This is a genomic window from Jiangella rhizosphaerae (assembly GCF_003579925.1).
In the GTDB taxonomy this organism is placed as follows: domain Bacteria; phylum Actinomycetota; class Actinomycetes; order Jiangellales; family Jiangellaceae; genus Jiangella; species Jiangella rhizosphaerae.
Genome location: NZ_QUAL01000185.1, coordinates 21,516 through 36,893 on the forward strand (window position 1 = coordinate 21,516; position 15,378 = coordinate 36,893).

Sequence of the window (15,378 nt, forward strand, 5' to 3'; positions counted from 1 at the left end):
AGGCCTGCAATCGTGGTACAGCACGAGATTCCGTGCTGAACGTGATCATTTCCGAGGCGGTCCGGGCGGGACGGCGTCAGCTGAAGGCGTTGTGGCCGGTGAGCGCCTGGCCGATGACGAGCTGGTGCACCTCGCTGGTGCCCTCGTACGTCAGCACCGACTCGAGGTTGTTGGCGTGCCGCAGCACCGGGTACTCCAGCGTGATGCCGTTGGCGCCGAGGATCGTGCGGCACTCGCGGGCGATCGCCAGGGCCTCGCGGACGTTGTTGAGCTTGCCCAGGCTGACCTGCTCGGGCCGCAGCCTGCCCTCGTCCTTCAGGCGCCCGAGGTGCAGCGCGAGCAGGTAGCCCTTCTGCAGCTCCAGCGCCATGTCGGCGACCTTGGCCTGGGTGAGCTGGAACGACGCCAGCGGCCGGTCGAACACCTCACGCGTCCCGACGTAGGACAGCGCCGTCGCGAGGCAGTCGCGGGCGGCGCCGAGCGCGCCGAATACGATGCCGAACCGGGCCTCGTTGAGGCACGACAGCGGCCCACGCAGCGACGACACCTCGGGCAGGACGGCGTCGGCCGGCAGCCGGACGCCCTCGAGCACCAGCTCGCTGGTCACCGACGCCCGCAGCGACAGCTTCTTCCCGATCTTGGGTGCGGAGAACCCGGGCGTCCCCGCCGGGACGAGGAAGCCGCGCACGGCCCCGTCGTCGACGCAGCGGGCCCAGACGACGGCGACGTCGGCGACCGAGCCGTTGGTGATCCACATCTTGGTGCCGTCGAGCACCCAGTCGTCGCCGTCGCGGCGGGCCCGGGTACGCATGCCGGCCGGGTTGGAGCCGAAGTCGGGTTCGGTCAGCCCGAAGCATCCGATGAGCGACCCCTCGGCCATGCCGGGCAGCCACTGCTGCTTCTGCTCCTCGGAGCCGAACTTCCAGATCGCGAACATCGCCAGCGACCCCTGCACCGACACCAGCGAGCGGACGCCGGAGTCGCCGGCCTCCAGCTCCATGCAGGCCAGGCCGTACGAGACGGCGTTCGTGCCGGCGCAGCCGTACCCGGTGAGGTGCATGCCGAGCAGGCCCAGCTTGCCGGCCTCCAGGGCCAGGTCGCGCACCGCCGACGACGACAGCCCGTCCTCGTACCAGTCGGCGATCGACGGGCGGACGCGGTCGTCGACGAAGTGGGCGACGGCGTCGCGCAGGTCGCGCTCCTCCTCGCTGAGCAGGTGCTCGACGCTCAGCAGCTCCAGGGGCGAGGTCATGTCACTCCTTCTCGGCCAGCTCGACGGCGGCCTTCTCGATCTGCTGCTCGCCGAGCAGCACGTGGCTCGCGGCGGTGCCCAGCGGCACGAAGCTGTCGTGGCTGGCGACCCGCGCGATGCGGCCGTCGTAGCCCGACTCCACCAGCGCGGTGACGACGCCCTCGCCGACGCCGCCGGAGTGGCGGGTCTCGTCGGCGACCAGCACCCGTCCGGTGAGGTTGGCCTCGCGGACGATGTCCTCGACCGGCAGCGGCGCCAGCCAGCGCAGGTCCAGCACCTGGGCGCTGATGCGCCGCTCGGCGAGCCTCTTCGCCACGCGCAGGCTCATCGGCACGCCGTTGCCGAACGTGACGATGGTGAGGTCCGCGCCCGCACCGTGCACGCGGGCCCGGCCGATCGGCGCGTGCTCGCCGGGGTCGGCCGCGAGCCAGCCGCCGTCGCCGTCCTCGTGCAGGTCGCGGGTGTGGTAGAGCGCGATCGGCTCGAGGAACGCCGACACCGTCCCGTCGACGGCGGCAGCGGCCAGGCAGGTGCGCAGCATGGCGGCGGCGTCGTCGCCCCGGGACGGGCAGGCCACCACCAGGCCGGGGATGTCGCGCAGGACGGCGACGCCGTTGTCGTTGTGGAAGTGCCCGCCGAAGCCGCGCTGGTAGGCCAGCCCGGCGATGCGGACGACCAGCGGGTTGCGGTACTGCCCGGTGGAGAAGAACGACAGCGACGCCGCCTCGCCGCGCAGCTGGTCCTCGGCGTTGTGCAGGTAGGCGAGGTACTGGATCTCCGGGACGGGGAGCAGCCCGGCCAGGCCGGCGCCCAGCCCGAGGCCGAGGATCGACTGCTCGTCCAGCAGCGTGTCGAAGACGCGGGCGCGGCCGTGCCGGCGGGCCAGGCCGCGGGTGACGCCGTAGACGCCGCCCTTGCGCCCGACGTCCTCGCCGAACACGACGACGCGGCGGTCGCGCTCGATCGCGGCGGACAGCGTCGCGTTGATCGACTCGGCCAGCGTGGCGGGCTGCTCGGCGCGGGACGCGTCGTACAGGCCGGCGGCGGCGCGGGCGACGGCGTCGGGCGTGCGCGGGGCGAGCGGCGCGACGATCTCCGTCGCGGAGCCGAGCGTGCGGGCGCCGCGCAGCGATTCGGCGACGGCGTCGACCTCGGCTCGGAGCACGCGGTACCGGCCGATCAGTTCGTCGGGGGTCGCGGCGCCGGCCTCGACCAGCGCGCGGGCGGTGCCGAGGATCGGGTCGCGGGCGTGGTCGGCGGCGATCTCCGTGGGCGTGCGGTAGCTGATCTCCGCGTCGGAGCCGGCGTGCCCGAGGTAGCGGACGGTGCGCAGGTGCAGGAACGCCGGCTTGCGTTGTTCGCGGACGTAGCCGGCGGCGCGCCGGGCCGCGGTGAGCGCCGTCGCCGGGTCGGCGCCGTCGGCCGACACATAGGTGAGGCCGGGCCGCGACCCGTACACCGTCTCGATCCAGCCGGCCGGGGTGGGCACTGAGATGCCGATGCCGTTGTCCTCGCAGACGAACAGCACCGGCACCGGAAGCCCCTGGAACGCCGTGTTCAGCGCGGTGTTGATGGCCCCGACGGCGGTCGAGTGATTGGCCGAGGCGTCGCCGAACGAGCAGACGACGACGGCGTCCTCCGGCCAGGTCGCCGGCACACCCAGCCGGTGCGCCCGGTGCAGCGCGACCGCCAGCCCGACCGCACGCGGCAGATGCGAGGCGATGGTCGAGGTCTGCGGGATGATCGACAGCGCGGCGTTGCCGAACACCTTGTGCCGGCCGCCGGCGATCGGCTCGTCGGCGGCGCCCATGAGGCTCTGCAGCACGTCGCGGATCGGGGTCGAGCCCGGCACCTGGGCCGCGCGCGCGGCGTAGAACCCGCCGGAGCGGTAGTGCAGCAGCGCCGGGTCGCTCGGGCGCAGCGCCGCCGCGACCAAGGCGTTCGACTCGTGCCCGGCCGACCCGATGGTGTAGAAGCCGCGCCCGGCCGCCTGCAGCTCACGAGCGACGACGTCCAGGTGCCGGCTGGTCACCTGGGCGTCGAAGACGCCGCGCAGCACCTCGGCGGAGCCGGACGCCGTCGCCGTCCGGGGCTCCAGCGACGCGATGGCGCCGAGCAGCGCCTCCTCGAGGGCGGCGGGTGTGCTCACGGCTGGTCGTCGAGCCGGAAGCCGAGGTCGGCGTCCAGGTCGGCGACGTCCATCTGGGCCTTCTGCAGCCGGCCGGAGTAGTCCCAGTTCACCGACTGCCAGCGGGTGAACTGGTCGAGCACCCACATGCCGGACTGCCGCGAGCCGTTGCCGGACTTGCCGTTGCCGCCGAACGGCAGGTGCGCCTCGGCGCCGGACGTGGAGTTGTTGATGCTCACCATGCCGGCGGAGATGCCGCGCCGGTACGCGAACGCGTCGGCCGGGTTCGTCGTGTAGATGGAGCTGGACAGGCCGTAGCCGGGCGCGTTGGCGAGGTCGATGGCCTCGTCCAGCGTCGAGTACGACGTGACGCCGACGATCGGGCCGAACGTCTCCTGGTCGAACAGCTCGTCGCCGGGGCGGACGCCGTCGACCACCACCGGGTGGTAGTAGAGACCCTTCGCGGGGTCGCCGACGAAGCCGTCGCGCGGGTTGCCGCTGGTGATGCGGCCGGTGCGGCCGTGCACGGTGTGCTGCGGCTGCACCCAGCCGAGGAACTTCTCGTACCGCTCGGCGAACTTGGCGTCGAGCAGCGGGCCCATGAGGACGTCCTGGGTCGGGTCGCCGACGGCGGCGGCGTCGACGGCCGCGGTGAACCGGCGGAGGAACTCGTCGTGCAGCGACTCGTGCACGATGACCGTGCCCAGCGACGTGCACCGCTGGCCGGCCGTGCCGAAGCCGGAGAACAGCGCGCCCTCGACGGCGAGGTCGAGGTCGGCGCTCGGCGTGACGACCAGCGGGTTCTTGCCGCCCAGCTCGAGGCAGGCCGTCTGCAGGTGCCGGCCCGTCAGCGCGCCGATCTCGCGGCCGACCTCCGACGAGCCGGTGAAGCCGACCTTGTCGATGTACCCGAGCTCCAGCGACTCCTGCAGGCCGGCGTAGGTGTCGGCGCCGTCGGCGTGGACCAGGTTGAACACGCCGTCGGGCAGCCCGCCGCCCTTGACGAACAGGTCGTGGAAGGCGTTGGAGACGACGGCGGAGTACTCGGCCGGCTTCCACACGATGGTGTTGCCGGTGAGCAGCGCCGGGACGATGTACCAGGACGGCACCGCGACCGGGAAGTTGCCGGCGGTGATGACGGCGACCGTGCCGACCGGGTTGCGGAACGTGAACAGCTGCTTGTCGGGCATCTCGCTGGGCACCGTCTGGCCGTACAGCCGGCGGCCCTCGCCGAGGAAGAAGTCGCAGGTGTCGACGATCTCGCGGACCTCGCCGAGCGCCTCGGCGTACGGCTTGCCGATCTCGCGGGTGACCAGGCGGGCCAGCGACTCGGCGTTCTCCTCGACCACCCGCCCGATGTGCGCGATGGCCCGGCCGCGGACGGGTGCCGGGACGTCGGCCCAGGCCCGCTGGGCGTTGCGGGCGACGACGGCGGCGGCGGTGAAGATGCGCCCGGGAGCCAGGCTCACCTCGCCGACGGCGTCGTCGAGGTCGGCCGGGTTCAGGCTGGCGACGGTGCGGTCGCCGGGGACGGGCTGGCCGTCGACGACCGAGGTGACGGTGCGGGTCACGGTGGATGTGCTCCTAGGTGTGCTCAGCTGACGCGGGCGAACTGACGGGCGACGGCGCGGCCGAACGCCGCGACGGCGAGGTCGATCTCATCATCGGTCACCGACAGCGCGGGACGGAAGCGGATCGCGCGCTCGCCGCTCGGCAGCGCGATGACCTGCTCGTTCTCGCGCAGATCGGTGAGGACCGCGGTGCGGACCGCGCCGTCGGGCAGGTCGGCGGCGACCATGAGGCCGCGGCCGCGCACGTTGCTGACCGCGCCGGGGGTCTCGGCCGCGACGGCGCGCAGCCCGGCGAGGAAGCGCTCGCCCTTGGTGGCGGCGGCCTCGATGAGCCCGTCTTGCTCGATGATCTCCAGCAGCCGGCGCGACCGGACCATGTCGGCCAGCCCGCCGCCCCAAGTGGAGTTGATGCGGCCGGACACGGTGAACACGTTGTCGGCGACCTCGTCGACGCGTCCGCCGGCCATGATGCCGCCGACCTGCACCTTCTTCGAGAACGCGACGACGTCGGGCTGCAGGCCGAGCTGCTGGTAGGCCCACGCCGTGCCCGTCGTGCCGGTGCCGGTCTGCACCTCGTCGACGATGAACAGCGCGTCGTGCTCGTGGACCAGGGCCTGCATGGCCTGCAGGAACTCCGGGCGCATGTGGTTGTCGCCGCCCTCGCCCTGGATCGGCTCGCAGATGAACGCGGCGATGTCGTGCGGGTGGGCCTCGAAGGCCTGGCGCGCCTGGGCCAGGGCGTGCTCCTCGGCCCGCTGGACGGCGTCGAGGTGGTCCTCGAGCGGGAACGTGACGGCCGGGACGTCGATGCGCGGCCAGTCGAATTGCGGGAACCGGGCGGTCTTGTTCGGCTCGGTGTTGGTCAGGGACATCGTGTAGCCGCTGCGGCCGTGGAACGCCTTCGTCAGGTGCATGATGCGGGTGCCGAGGCGGGGGTCGCGGCCGTGCGCCTCGTTGTGCCGGCTCTTCCAGTCGAAGGCGACCTTGAGCGCGTTCTCGACGGCCAGCGCGCCGCCCTCGACGAAGAACAGGTGCGGCAGGCGCGGGTCGCCCAGCACCCGGACGAACGTCTCGGTGAACTCGGCGAGGTGCACGGAGTAGATGTCGGGGTTGGCCGGCTTGTTGGCCGCGACCCGGCCGAGCAGCTCCATGAACGCGGGGTCGTCGACCAGTCCCGGCGGGTTGCAGCCCAGCGGCGCGGAGGCGAAGAACGTGTACATGTCCAGGTACCGCTTACCGTCGCGCGCGTCGACCAGCCAGCTGCCCTCGCTGGCGTCGGTGTCGAGGACGAGCTTGAAGCCGTCCGTGAGCAGGTGCTTGCCGAGAACCGCGTGGACCTCGTCCGCGGCGATGGTGAGCTGTTCGGCCACGATCGGTGAACCTCCTCGAAACCCGGGTACGGTGACAAGACGTCCCTCGTGAGGCTCGCCTTGGCGTAATTCTTGCGTTGATTCACCGCCAGAGCAAGAAGACATCCCGTCACGGTTCGAGCGAAGGAGCCGATTCACACGGCGCGCTGCAGCAGGACGGTGTCGAGCCAGCGGCCGTGCTTGTGGCCGACGGCGGTCAGGCGGCCGGCCTCGGCGAAGCCCAGTGCGCGGTGCAGGGCGAGCGACGGGCTCGTGCCGGCTCCGTCGTCGACGACGACGGCGACCAGCTGGCGCACGCCGGCGGCCGCACAGGCGTCGATCAGCGCCGCCATGAGCGTCCGGCCCAGGCCGCGGCCGGTGTGCGCGGGGGAGAGGTAGACGGTGTTCTCGGCGGTGTGCCGGTAGGCGGGCTTGGGCCGCCACGGAGCGGCGTAGGCGTAGCCGGCGACCGTGCCGGCGGTGTCGGCGACGAGGAACGGCAGGCCGCGGTCGTGGAGGCCGGCGAGCTTGTCCGCCCAGTCGGCGGCCGTGGGCGGCGTCTCCTCGAACGTGACGACGCTGGTCTCGACGTAGTGCGCGAAGATCGCCGCGATGGCGGGCAGGTCGGCGGATCGCGCAGGCCGGATGCTCGGGGTGGGAGATTCGCTATAGAGAACCACGCCTCATTATAGTGAATGGCATGGATCTCGTCGCGCTCGGCCGCCGCATCGCCGACGTGCGGGTGCAGCGCGGCCTGACGATGAACGCGCTCGCGGAGCGGGCCGGCGTGAGCGCCAGCATGCTGTGGTCGGTGGAGCGCGGACGCAAGGCGCCCACCGTCGTCGTGCTGGACCGGATCGCGACAGCGCTCGGCACTCCGATGTCGGCCCTGCTGGACGCCGACGACGTGCCGCGGGTGATCGTCCGCCGGGCCGCGGAGCAGGACGTCGCGGTCGCCCCGGACGGATGGCGGCGCACCATCCTGACGCCGGTGGTGCCGGGGGTGAACTTCGAGTGGGTCCGGACCGAGCTGCCGCCGCGCCGCGAGGCGCTGGAGTATCCGGCCTACGCTGCCGGGTCGCACGAGTACGTCGTGGTCGAGACCGGCCGGCTCCGGCTCGCCCTCGCCGACGACGAGCACGACCTCGCCGCCGGCGACTCGATCTACTTCGCCGCCGACGTGCCGCACGCCTACGCCAACCCGTGGGACGAGTCGTGCTCGTACCATGTGGCCGCGTTGATCATGCGGCCGCGTCGGTGACGTTGGGCCGTCCCCCTGCTGCCCATTCTCTTAGCCGCGCAACCGCGCCTCAAGCGGACCATTTGGGCGCTTCGCGCCGACGCGGATCCGCTTGACCCGCGGCTGCGCCGTGGCCCTGGGCGCTATCAGGGGGACGGGGGCAGAGCGGGCACGACTCGAGGTTCATGTGCCCGTTTCGCGCGGTTTGCCGGGCTGCAGACGCCCATGATCATCCAGGATCGTCTACATCACGAGGATTACGTGAGCTTCAACATGGCTGTAGGGGTGTTGACGCTTGGGTAATCCTCGTGATGGCTCCGGAATCACGGTGAAATCTCACCAGGCGGACGCTCAACGGCACCAACGCCACACAGAAGCCGGCCAGACGCCCCAGACGACCGTCGCCGCTCTTTCCCCGTCCCCTGATAGGTGCCCGTTCTTCGGCCGGGTGCGCGCGGGTCAAGTCCAAGGCCCCCAACCAGAAGAGAAGAGCACACAGTCAGAGGCCGCGGACTTGAGGCGCGCGTCCGCGGCCAAGAGAATGGGCAGCAGGGAGACGGCCCAACGCTCAGTCCACCGGCAGCACACGTACGTCGGCACGGTCGACCGTCTCGTCCGGCAGGGCGAACGTCAGGAGCTCCCAGCCCTCCGCTTCAACAGCCGACGTCTCGGCCGCTGACAGCGGCCGGTACGGCGTCACCGTCAGCACGCCGGCCTCCAGCCGCCACCAGCCGGCGACCTCGCCGTCGACCAGCAGGGCGTGCGGCACCACGCCGTTGCGGCGGTTCATCCGCTTGCGGTTGACGTCGTCGATGATGCGGGCGCGGTCGGCGTGTGAGCGCAGGACGTTGTCGAAGTCGGGCAGGAAGCGCACCGGCGCCGGGACGTCGGCGCCCGGCCTGGGCGCGTCAGGGAGGTCGAACAGCTCGCGGCCGGACTCGTCGCGGAAGACGCGCAGCTCCGGCCGCAGCGAGTCGACCACGCCGCGCAGCCGGGTGAGGCCGCACCACGTCTGCAGGTCGGCCACGGACGCCGGGCCGAACGCCCCCAGGTAGCGCCGGACGTACTCGGCCGGGGCCGGCGCGGGGTCGAGCGGACGGCCGACCCAGCGCTCGATGGTCGTCAGCCGGGTCTGCCCGCTCTGCCCCCACACCGCCCGCGGGGGCACCTGGACCAGCGCCAGCAGGTTCCGCGCCACGTGCGCCAGATGCGCCGGGCCGACGGACGGCCACGACGGCGCCAGCAGCGCGCCGAGCTCGGCCATCGTCCGCGGCTCGTCCTCGAGTAGGTCCCGCGCGGCCGCGGCCACGGCGTCGAGGTCGGTGCCGGCGAGCGCCTTCGCGTGCAGGGTGTTCGTGCGCAGGTCGGCGACATAGAGCGGCTGGACCCACGGCCGCATGGCCAGCGCGTCGGGCACCGACAGCAGGTGGATGGTGCCGCGCTGCACCGCGATGCGGACGACCGTGCGGTCCAGTAGGAGCCGCGCGAGGTCGTCGGGCCGGAAGCCGCGCAGCCGGGACCAGAGCTGGTAGTACGGCGAGAACGGCTGCTGGGCCTGCAGGCCGCCCAGGTGCTCGACGGTCGCGAGCACCGGGCGGTCGGCGCGGTCCAGCAGCAGCTGGCGGGCCAGCGTGGCGCGGTTGAGCTCGCGCCGGGTCAGCACGTCGGGCATGCGCCCACCCTTCCGCACCCCACCGACAACGTCACCGCAGCCCGCGGAAGAACTCGCGCAGGTCCGGGACCAGCAGGTCCGGGACCTGGTGTGCGGAGTAGTGCCCGCCGCGGTCGTACGTGTTCCACTGGACGATGCGGGCATGGTCGCGCTCGGCGAACCGGCGCATGGAGATGAAGTCGTCCTTGAACCCGGCCAGCCCGAGCGGCACGGTCGTCGGCCCGCCGGGCGCCGCGGCCCGCTTGTCCTCGTAGTAGAACCGCGCCGACGACGCCGCGGTGTTCGTGAACCAGTAGATGCTGACGTTGGTGAGGATGAAGTCGTCGCTCACCTGGCCCTCGCCGAAAAGCTGCGCGTTCCACGCCAGCTGGCCGGCGGGGGAGTCGGCCAGCGCGTGCGCCAGCGTCTGCGGCTGGCTGGCCTGCAGCTGGTTGAACGCGCCGACCTCCTCCCAGAACCACTGCAGCCGCCGCAGCCCGGCCTGCTCCTCCTCGGACAGGCCCGCCAGCTCGGCCGGGTCGCCGGACGGGAACGAGAAGACCTGCGTGACGTGCACGCCGGCGACGTGCTCGGGGTCGACCCGGCCGACCTCGGGCGAGATGATCGAGCCGCCGTCGTTGCCGTGCAGGCCGTAGCGCTCGTAGCCGAGCCGGCGCATCAGCTCCGCCCAGGCGCGGGCGATGCGGTGCCGGTCCCAGCCGCGGTCGGTCGTCGGCCCGGAGAAACCGAACCCGGGCACCGACGGGACGACCAGGTGGAACGCCGCCGACGGGTCGCCGCCATGCGCCCGCGGGTCCGACAGCGGGCCGATGACGTCGAGGAACTCGACGATCGACCCCGGCCAGCCGTGCGTCAGCAGCAGCGGGAACGCGTCGGGCTCGGGGGAGCGGACGTGCAGGAAGTGGACGGTCTGGCCGTCGATCTCGGTCGTGAACTGCGGGTGGGCGTTGAGCCGCGCCTCCCACTCTCGCCAGTCGTACCCGTCGCGCCAGCGCTCGACGAGCCGCTGGACGAAGCCGGCGGGGACGCCGTAGTCCCAGCCCGCGCCGGGCAGCTCCTGGGCGAACCGGGTCCGCTCCAGCCGGGCGCGGAGGTCGTCGAGGTCGGCCTGCGGGATGGCGATGGTGAAGGGTGTGATCTCCATGCCCGCCACGCTACGAACCAACGCGGAAGACTTCGTTCCGCATTGGCTGGCAGACTTCCAGCCATGAGGGAAACGTCGGCGCGGCTGCTGCGCCTGTTGTCGTTGTTGCAGGTCCGGCGGTCGTGGAGCGGCCCGGAGCTGGCCGACCGGCTGGACGTCACGACCCGGACCGTGCGCAACGACGTCGAGAAGCTGCGCTCGCTGGGCTATCCGGTGGAGGCGACGCCCGGAGCGGCGGGTGGATACCGGCTCGGCGCCGGGGCCGAGCTGCCGCCGCTACTGCTGGACGACGACGAGGCGGTCGCCGTCGCCGTCGGGCTGCGCACCGTGAGCGCCGTCGACGGCGTCGAGGAGACCGCCGTGCGTGCGCTGGCCAAGCTCGAGCAGGTTCTGCCGTCACGGCTGCGCCGGCGCGTCGACGCCGTCCAGCGGGCCACCGTCACCGTCCCGTACGACACCCCGGCACCCTCGGTCGACGCCGGCTTGCTGGCGACGCTGTCGCTGGCCTGCCGCGACCGCGAGCGGGTCCGGTTCCGCTACCGGACGCACGACGGCGGGCCGTCGCGCCGGGCGGTCGAGCCACTGCGGCTGGTGCGGTGGGGGCGGCGCTGGTACCTGGTCGCCTGGGACGTCGACCGCCGCGACTGGCGCACCTTCCGCGTCGACCGCATCGAGGACTGCACGCCGGTGGGAGCACGGTTCGCCGAGCGTGAGCCGCCGGCGGAGGACCTGGCGGCGTACGTGTCGGCGCGGACGTCGGCCGCGGCCTGGCGGTACCGGGCGACCGTGCGGCTGCACGCGCCGGCCGAGGCGATGCGCCGGCGGATCCCGGTGGCCGCTGGTTCGCTGACGCCGGACGGCAACGACGCCTGCCTGTTCCGGACGGGCGCCGACGCGCTCGACACGCTGGTCGTCTGGATCGGCGCGGCCGGGGTCGACTTCGACGTCCTGGACCCGCCCGAGCTGGCCGAGCACGTCGCCGAACTCGGCCGCAGGTACACCCGGGCCGGCGCCGGAGCGGCGTCGGGGAGAATCAGCGGGTGACGACGACCCTCTACCGCAACGGCCGCATCCACAGTCCCGCCGATCCGTTCGCGACCGCGATGCTGGTGGTGGACGACACCGTCGCCTGGGTGGGCGCCGAGGGCGCCGCGCAGACCCACGTCGACGCGGCCGACGAGGTCGTCGACCTGGAGGACGCGCTGGTCGCGCCCGCGTTCGTCGACGCGCACGTGCACCTCACGGAGACCGGGCTGGCCCGCGACGGCCTCGACCTCGCCGGCGTGGCCAGCCGGGCCGCCCTGCTCGACCTCGTCTCCGAGCGGGCCCGGCAACGCCCCGGCGAGGCGATCCTGGGGTTCGGCTGGGAGGAGGACGGCTGGCCCGACGGCGGGGCGCCGACGCCCGACGAGCTCGACCGCGCGGCCGACGGTGCCGCCGTCTACCTCGCCCGCCGCGACGTCCACACCGCCGCCGTGTCCGGCGCGCTGCTCGCCGCCGACCGCTCCATCGCCCGCGCCGACGGCTACGACGACGGCCTGGTCCGCCGCGACGCCCACCACCGCGCCCGCCAGGCCGCCCGGTCCGCCATCCCCGCCGGCCGGCTCGCCCGGCTGCGCGAGGAGGCGCTGCGGCACGCCGCGTCGCTGGGCATCGGCGCCGTGCACGAGATCGGCGCCCCGCACATCAGCGACCCGTCCGACTTCACCGCCGTGCTGGCGCTGGGTGCGTCGCCGGAGCTGCCGGACGTCATCGGCTACTGGGGCGCGACGGCGGTGGGCGAGGCGCAGGCGCTCGGCGCGGCCGGCGCGGCCGGCGACCTCAACGTCGACGGGTCGATCGGCTCGCGCAGCGCCCGGCTGTCCGCCCCCTACGCCGACGCCCTCGGTGAGCGCGGCCGCCTCTACCTCGACCTCGACGCCGCCACCGAGCACGTCGTCGCCTGCACCCGCGCGGGGATCCAGGCCGGCTTCCACTGCATCGGCGACGAGGCGGTGCGGATCGCCGTCGAGGCCGTCGCGGCCGCCGCGCAGGTATGCGGCCTGGCCGCCGTGGTCGGGTCGCGGCACCGGCTGGAGCACGTCGAGATGATCGACGACCTGCTGATCGCCGAGATGGCCCGGCTGGGCGTCGCGGCGAGCATGCAGCCGGCCTTCGACGCGCTGTGGGGCGGCCCGGACGGGCTGTACGCCGAGCGGCTCGGGCCGTCGCGGGGTGTGTCGCTGAACCCGTTCGCCGCGATGGCGCGGGCCGGCGTGCTGCTGGCCTTCGGGTCCGACTCGCCCGTGACGCCGCTGGCCGGCTGGGAGACCGTCCGCGCGGCGTCACAGCACCGCACGCCGTCGCAGCGGATCAGCGCCCGGGCGGCGTTCTCGGCCGCGACGCGGGGCGGCTGGCGGGCCGCGCGCGTCGAGGACGCCGGCGTGCTCGCGCCGGGCATGCGCGCGTCGTTCGCGGTGTGGGAGGTTCCGTACGAGCTGGTCGTCCAGGCGCCGGACGAGCGCGTCGCGGCGTGGTCGACCGACCCGCGCGCCGGTGTGCCGGGCCTGCCGGACCTGTCGCCCGGCGTGCCGCTGCCGCGCTGCCTGCGGACCGTGGTGCGCGGCCGGACGGTGTACGCCTCGGCCTGATCGCCCGCCGAACCCTCCCGCCGTCCGTACGCTGAGGCGTGACCCGGTGGCAGGGGTCGCAGGTTCAAATCCCTGTCAGCCGACTGTGTGATGTCTCAGGACATCGGAATGGCTCGAACCTACGGTTTGTAGGTTCGGGCCGTTCGTCATTTCCGGGTTGGTCCGGGTGGGCGGCCGGTGGGCTGGTAGATGCGGGTGGGGTCCAGGACGAGCTCGCGGAGGAGTTCGTGAGACCGCAAGCGATACTGCAGGTGTTCCTCCATCGACCTGAGCTGCCTCGCGTTGCTGTGCCGCGCGACGGTGACGCTGCCTGGCCGAAGTGATCGACCACATCGGCATTGTGCCACCGACAAGATCGGTAGCACACCCCTCAGCCGGCCTGTCGTTAGGTGGCCTGTGGCAACATGCGCCGGACGGGCGGCGTGGTGCTCACGACGGGCTGGCCTTGCATGGGGTCGACGATGTCGCCGCTCATACTCCATCGCCAGGTCACGCCGGATCCGAGGTTGGATCTCAGCGGCGAGGCGACGATGGTAGGCGGGTCCTGACCCGGGGCGCATGAGTTTCGTCAAGTGAGCGGGCCCACGTGTGGTCGCGGATTTCGGCCCCAGCCGATGGCGGCGGCTAGCGATCCGTTCGTTGCTCGGCCCGAACCCGTATGGTTGTTGCAGATAGAGCAGTTGAAGCAGATGGAGGCGTTGTGTGACGGAGATGCTGGCTCGTGACGTTGAGGCTGTGCATCGTGCTCTGGATGCTGGCGGTGACGAGGTGCAAGTATCGCTCTCGAGGGAGACGGCTGAGCTGCTCGCACGTGTGGTCGACGCGCGTGCTCGGGGCCAGCAGGTTCTCGTCACCCGGGGACATGCCGAGGTCACCCCGAGTGAGGCCGCTGAGCTGCTGGGGATGTCGCGGCCACAGGTTCGCAAGCTGATGGATCAGGGCGTGCTCGACTTCCGCAAGGTTGGTGCCCATCACCGCATCCGGGTCTCCTCGATCCGGGCGTTCCTCGACGCCGAGCGTCCGCGGCGGCGTGCAGCCTTGGAGGATCTTGCCGATCTGCAGGATGAGTTGGGTCTCACGGAGTGACTGACGATCTCGACCTGCCCGGCATGGTCCGGGTCGTGCTGGTCGACGCCAACGTCCTGTACTCGCGCGTCCTGCGTGACTACCTGCTCTACGCAGCTGATGAGGAGATCATCGCCATCGCGTGGAGCCGGCAGATTCTCGACGAGGTCACCGAACATCTGGCGGCGAACGTCGCCGGCTTCACCATCGAGTCCGGCATGCGCCTGGCTAGCGCGATGAACCGTGCGTTCCCCTATGCCGAGGTCGAGCCGACACCCGAGGATCACGAGCGGCTGTCCGAGCTGGCGCTGCCTGACGAGGACGACCGCCATGTGATCGCCGCTGCTGTAGCCGCGGAGGCCACGGTCCTGTGCACGGCGAACACGAAGGACTTCCCGGACGACGTAGCAGGGCCGCTCGGGTTCGAGGTGATGACGCCCGATGCGCTGTTGAGCATCCTGATCGCCGAGTACCCGGTCCAGATGCTTGCCGCACATGCGACCGCCGCTGCCCAGTTGCGCGGCGCCACGGACCCATCGACCATCGCCGCGCTGGAGCGTGCCGGCGCCCCGATCGCGGCCGCCAGAATGGTCCCTCTGCTGGAGTCGGCCGGCATAGCTCTCGACTGAGACGACGCCCCACCGGCTCCACCGCTTACCCATCGCAAACAACCCGTGCCGACCCTCGGAGACCCGATACAGTCGGAGATCGAGAACCACCCGGTTCCCAGCAAACAGCAGGGGATCCGCAAGCTTCTGAGATGACCGTAAAGCTGCTCTGACCAGCGGTTTTGTCCAGGAGGGATCCATGCAGATCGACAACGAGTTCACCGTGAGCGTTCCCGTCGACGAGGCCTGGGCGGTCCTCACCGACCTCGAGGGCATCGCGCCGTGCATGCCGGGCGCTCAGCTCACCGGCCGCGACGGCGACGTCTATCGCGGACGGGTGCGGATCAAGGTCGGGCCGGTCGTGTCCGAGTACGCCGGCACCGCCACGTTCGCCGAGAAGGACGACGCCCGGCACCGTGCCGTCATCAGCGCCTCCGGCCGCGACTCGCGCGGGGCCGGCAACGCCTCGGCCCAGATCGTCGCGCAGCTGCGGCCCGACGGCGACCGCACCGTCGTCACTGTCGACACCGACCTGCACATCACCGGCCGCATCGCTCAGCTGGGCCGCGGCATGATCAAGGAGGTGTCGACCAAGCTGCTCGGCCAGTTCGCCGACTGCCTCGAGAGCAAGCTCGCCGGGTCCGCCGCGCCGGCGGCGGAGACGACGGCCGCGGCGGCGCCCGCCGGGGAGGCCGCGCCCGCACCCGCACCGGAAGCGC

At 72.4% G+C, this 15,378-nt stretch carries 13 protein-coding genes; 6 read left to right on the plus strand and 7 right to left on the minus strand.

Annotated features, from left to right (window positions below; genetic code table 11):
• Positions 1-76: 76 nt before the first annotated feature.
• The 5 genes from DY240_RS20410 to DY240_RS20430 are packed head-to-tail and all read right to left on the minus strand — an operon-like array spanning position 77 to position 6,980.
• Positions 77-1,252 carry an acyl-CoA dehydrogenase family protein gene (locus DY240_RS20410; protein WP_119661685.1) on the minus strand — a complete coding sequence of 392 codons (1,176 nt, stop codon included), beginning with the start codon at positions 1,250-1,252 and terminating at the stop codon, positions 77-79.
• 1 nt (position 1,253) lies between these two features.
• A complete protein-coding gene (locus tag DY240_RS20415; RefSeq protein WP_119661686.1) occupies positions 1,254-3,401 on the minus strand; it encodes a thiamine pyrophosphate-dependent enzyme in 2,148 nt (715 codons plus the stop codon).
• Positions 3,398-4,951, minus strand: coding sequence for an aldehyde dehydrogenase family protein (locus DY240_RS20420; RefSeq protein ID WP_119661687.1), 1,554 nt, complete (start codon positions 4,949-4,951; stop codon positions 3,398-3,400). Before DY240_RS20420 ends, DY240_RS20415 begins: the two co-directional genes overlap by 4 nt.
• A 23-nt stretch (positions 4,952-4,974) precedes the next feature.
• Positions 4,975-6,426, minus strand: a complete 1,452-nt coding sequence (gene lat, locus DY240_RS20425; RefSeq protein ID WP_119661688.1) for an L-lysine 6-transaminase — start codon at positions 6,424-6,426, stop codon at positions 4,975-4,977.
• 29 nt (positions 6,427-6,455) lie between these two features.
• Positions 6,456-6,980 carry a GNAT family N-acetyltransferase gene (locus DY240_RS20430; RefSeq protein ID WP_119661689.1) on the minus strand — a complete coding sequence of 175 codons (525 nt, stop codon included), beginning with the start codon at positions 6,978-6,980 and terminating at the stop codon, positions 6,456-6,458.
• A gap of 20 nt (positions 6,981-7,000) precedes the next feature.
• On the opposite strand from DY240_RS20430, the gene DY240_RS20435 reads away from it, so the two are divergent.
• On the plus strand, positions 7,001-7,561 hold the full coding sequence (locus tag DY240_RS20435; RefSeq protein WP_119661690.1) for a helix-turn-helix domain-containing protein: 561 nt from the start codon (positions 7,001-7,003) through the stop codon (positions 7,559-7,561).
• 547 nt (positions 7,562-8,108) lie between these two features.
• On the opposite strand, the gene DY240_RS20440 is transcribed toward DY240_RS20435, so the two are convergent.
• Positions 8,109-9,212, minus strand: coding sequence for a winged helix DNA-binding domain-containing protein (locus DY240_RS20440; protein ID WP_119661691.1), 1,104 nt, complete (start codon positions 9,210-9,212; stop codon positions 8,109-8,111).
• A gap of 31 nt (positions 9,213-9,243) precedes the next feature.
• On the minus strand, positions 9,244-10,356 hold the full coding sequence (locus DY240_RS20445) for an epoxide hydrolase family protein (RefSeq protein WP_119661692.1): 1,113 nt from the start codon (positions 10,354-10,356) through the stop codon (positions 9,244-9,246).
• Between the two features lie 63 nt (positions 10,357-10,419).
• Here DY240_RS20445 and DY240_RS20450 point away from each other — a divergent pair, with 63 nt between their 5' ends.
• The 5 genes from DY240_RS20450 to DY240_RS20470 all read left to right on the plus strand — a co-directional run.
• Positions 10,420-11,400 (plus strand): helix-turn-helix transcriptional regulator, encoded by a 981-nt coding sequence (locus tag DY240_RS20450; protein ID WP_119661693.1) that lies wholly within the window; start codon positions 10,420-10,422, stop codon positions 11,398-11,400.
• Positions 11,397-12,986, plus strand: coding sequence for an amidohydrolase (locus DY240_RS20455; protein ID WP_233552813.1), 1,590 nt, complete (start codon positions 11,397-11,399; stop codon positions 12,984-12,986). Before DY240_RS20450 ends, DY240_RS20455 begins: the two co-directional genes overlap by 4 nt.
• A gap of 711 nt (positions 12,987-13,697) precedes the next feature.
• A complete protein-coding gene (locus tag DY240_RS20460; protein WP_233552814.1) occupies positions 13,698-14,072 on the plus strand; it encodes a helix-turn-helix domain-containing protein in 375 nt (124 codons plus the stop codon).
• Positions 14,069-14,680 (plus strand): PIN domain-containing protein, encoded by a 612-nt coding sequence (locus DY240_RS20465; protein WP_119661695.1) that lies wholly within the window; start codon positions 14,069-14,071, stop codon positions 14,678-14,680. The genes DY240_RS20460 and DY240_RS20465 overlap by 4 nt, the downstream gene beginning before the upstream one ends.
• Positions 14,681-14,858: 178 nt before the next feature.
• Positions 14,859-15,378: SRPBCC family protein (locus DY240_RS20470; RefSeq protein WP_199701865.1), on the plus strand; the 520-nt coding region annotated here is incomplete at its 3' end.

Coding starts and splice junctions, on each gene's coding strand:
- DY240_RS20440 (WP_119661691.1), bottom strand. CDS start 9,212: ATGCCCGACGTGCTGACCCGGCGCGAGCTCAACCGCGCCACGCTGGCC.
- DY240_RS20435 (WP_119661690.1), top strand. CDS start 7,001: ATGGATCTCGTCGCGCTCGGCCGCCGCATCGCCGACGTGCGGGTGCAG.
- DY240_RS20410 (WP_119661685.1), bottom strand. CDS start 1,252: ATGACCTCGCCCCTGGAGCTGCTGAGCGTCGAGCACCTGCTCAGCGAG.
- DY240_RS20445 (WP_119661692.1), bottom strand. CDS start 10,356: ATGGAGATCACACCCTTCACCATCGCCATCCCGCAGGCCGACCTCGAC.
- DY240_RS20450 (WP_119661693.1), top strand. CDS start 10,420: ATGAGGGAAACGTCGGCGCGGCTGCTGCGCCTGTTGTCGTTGTTGCAG.
- lat (WP_119661688.1), bottom strand. CDS start 6,426: ATGTCTTCTTGCTCTGGCGGTGAATCAACGCAAGAATTACGCCAAGGC.
- DY240_RS20460 (WP_233552814.1), top strand. CDS start 13,698: ATGCTGGCTCGTGACGTTGAGGCTGTGCATCGTGCTCTGGATGCTGGC.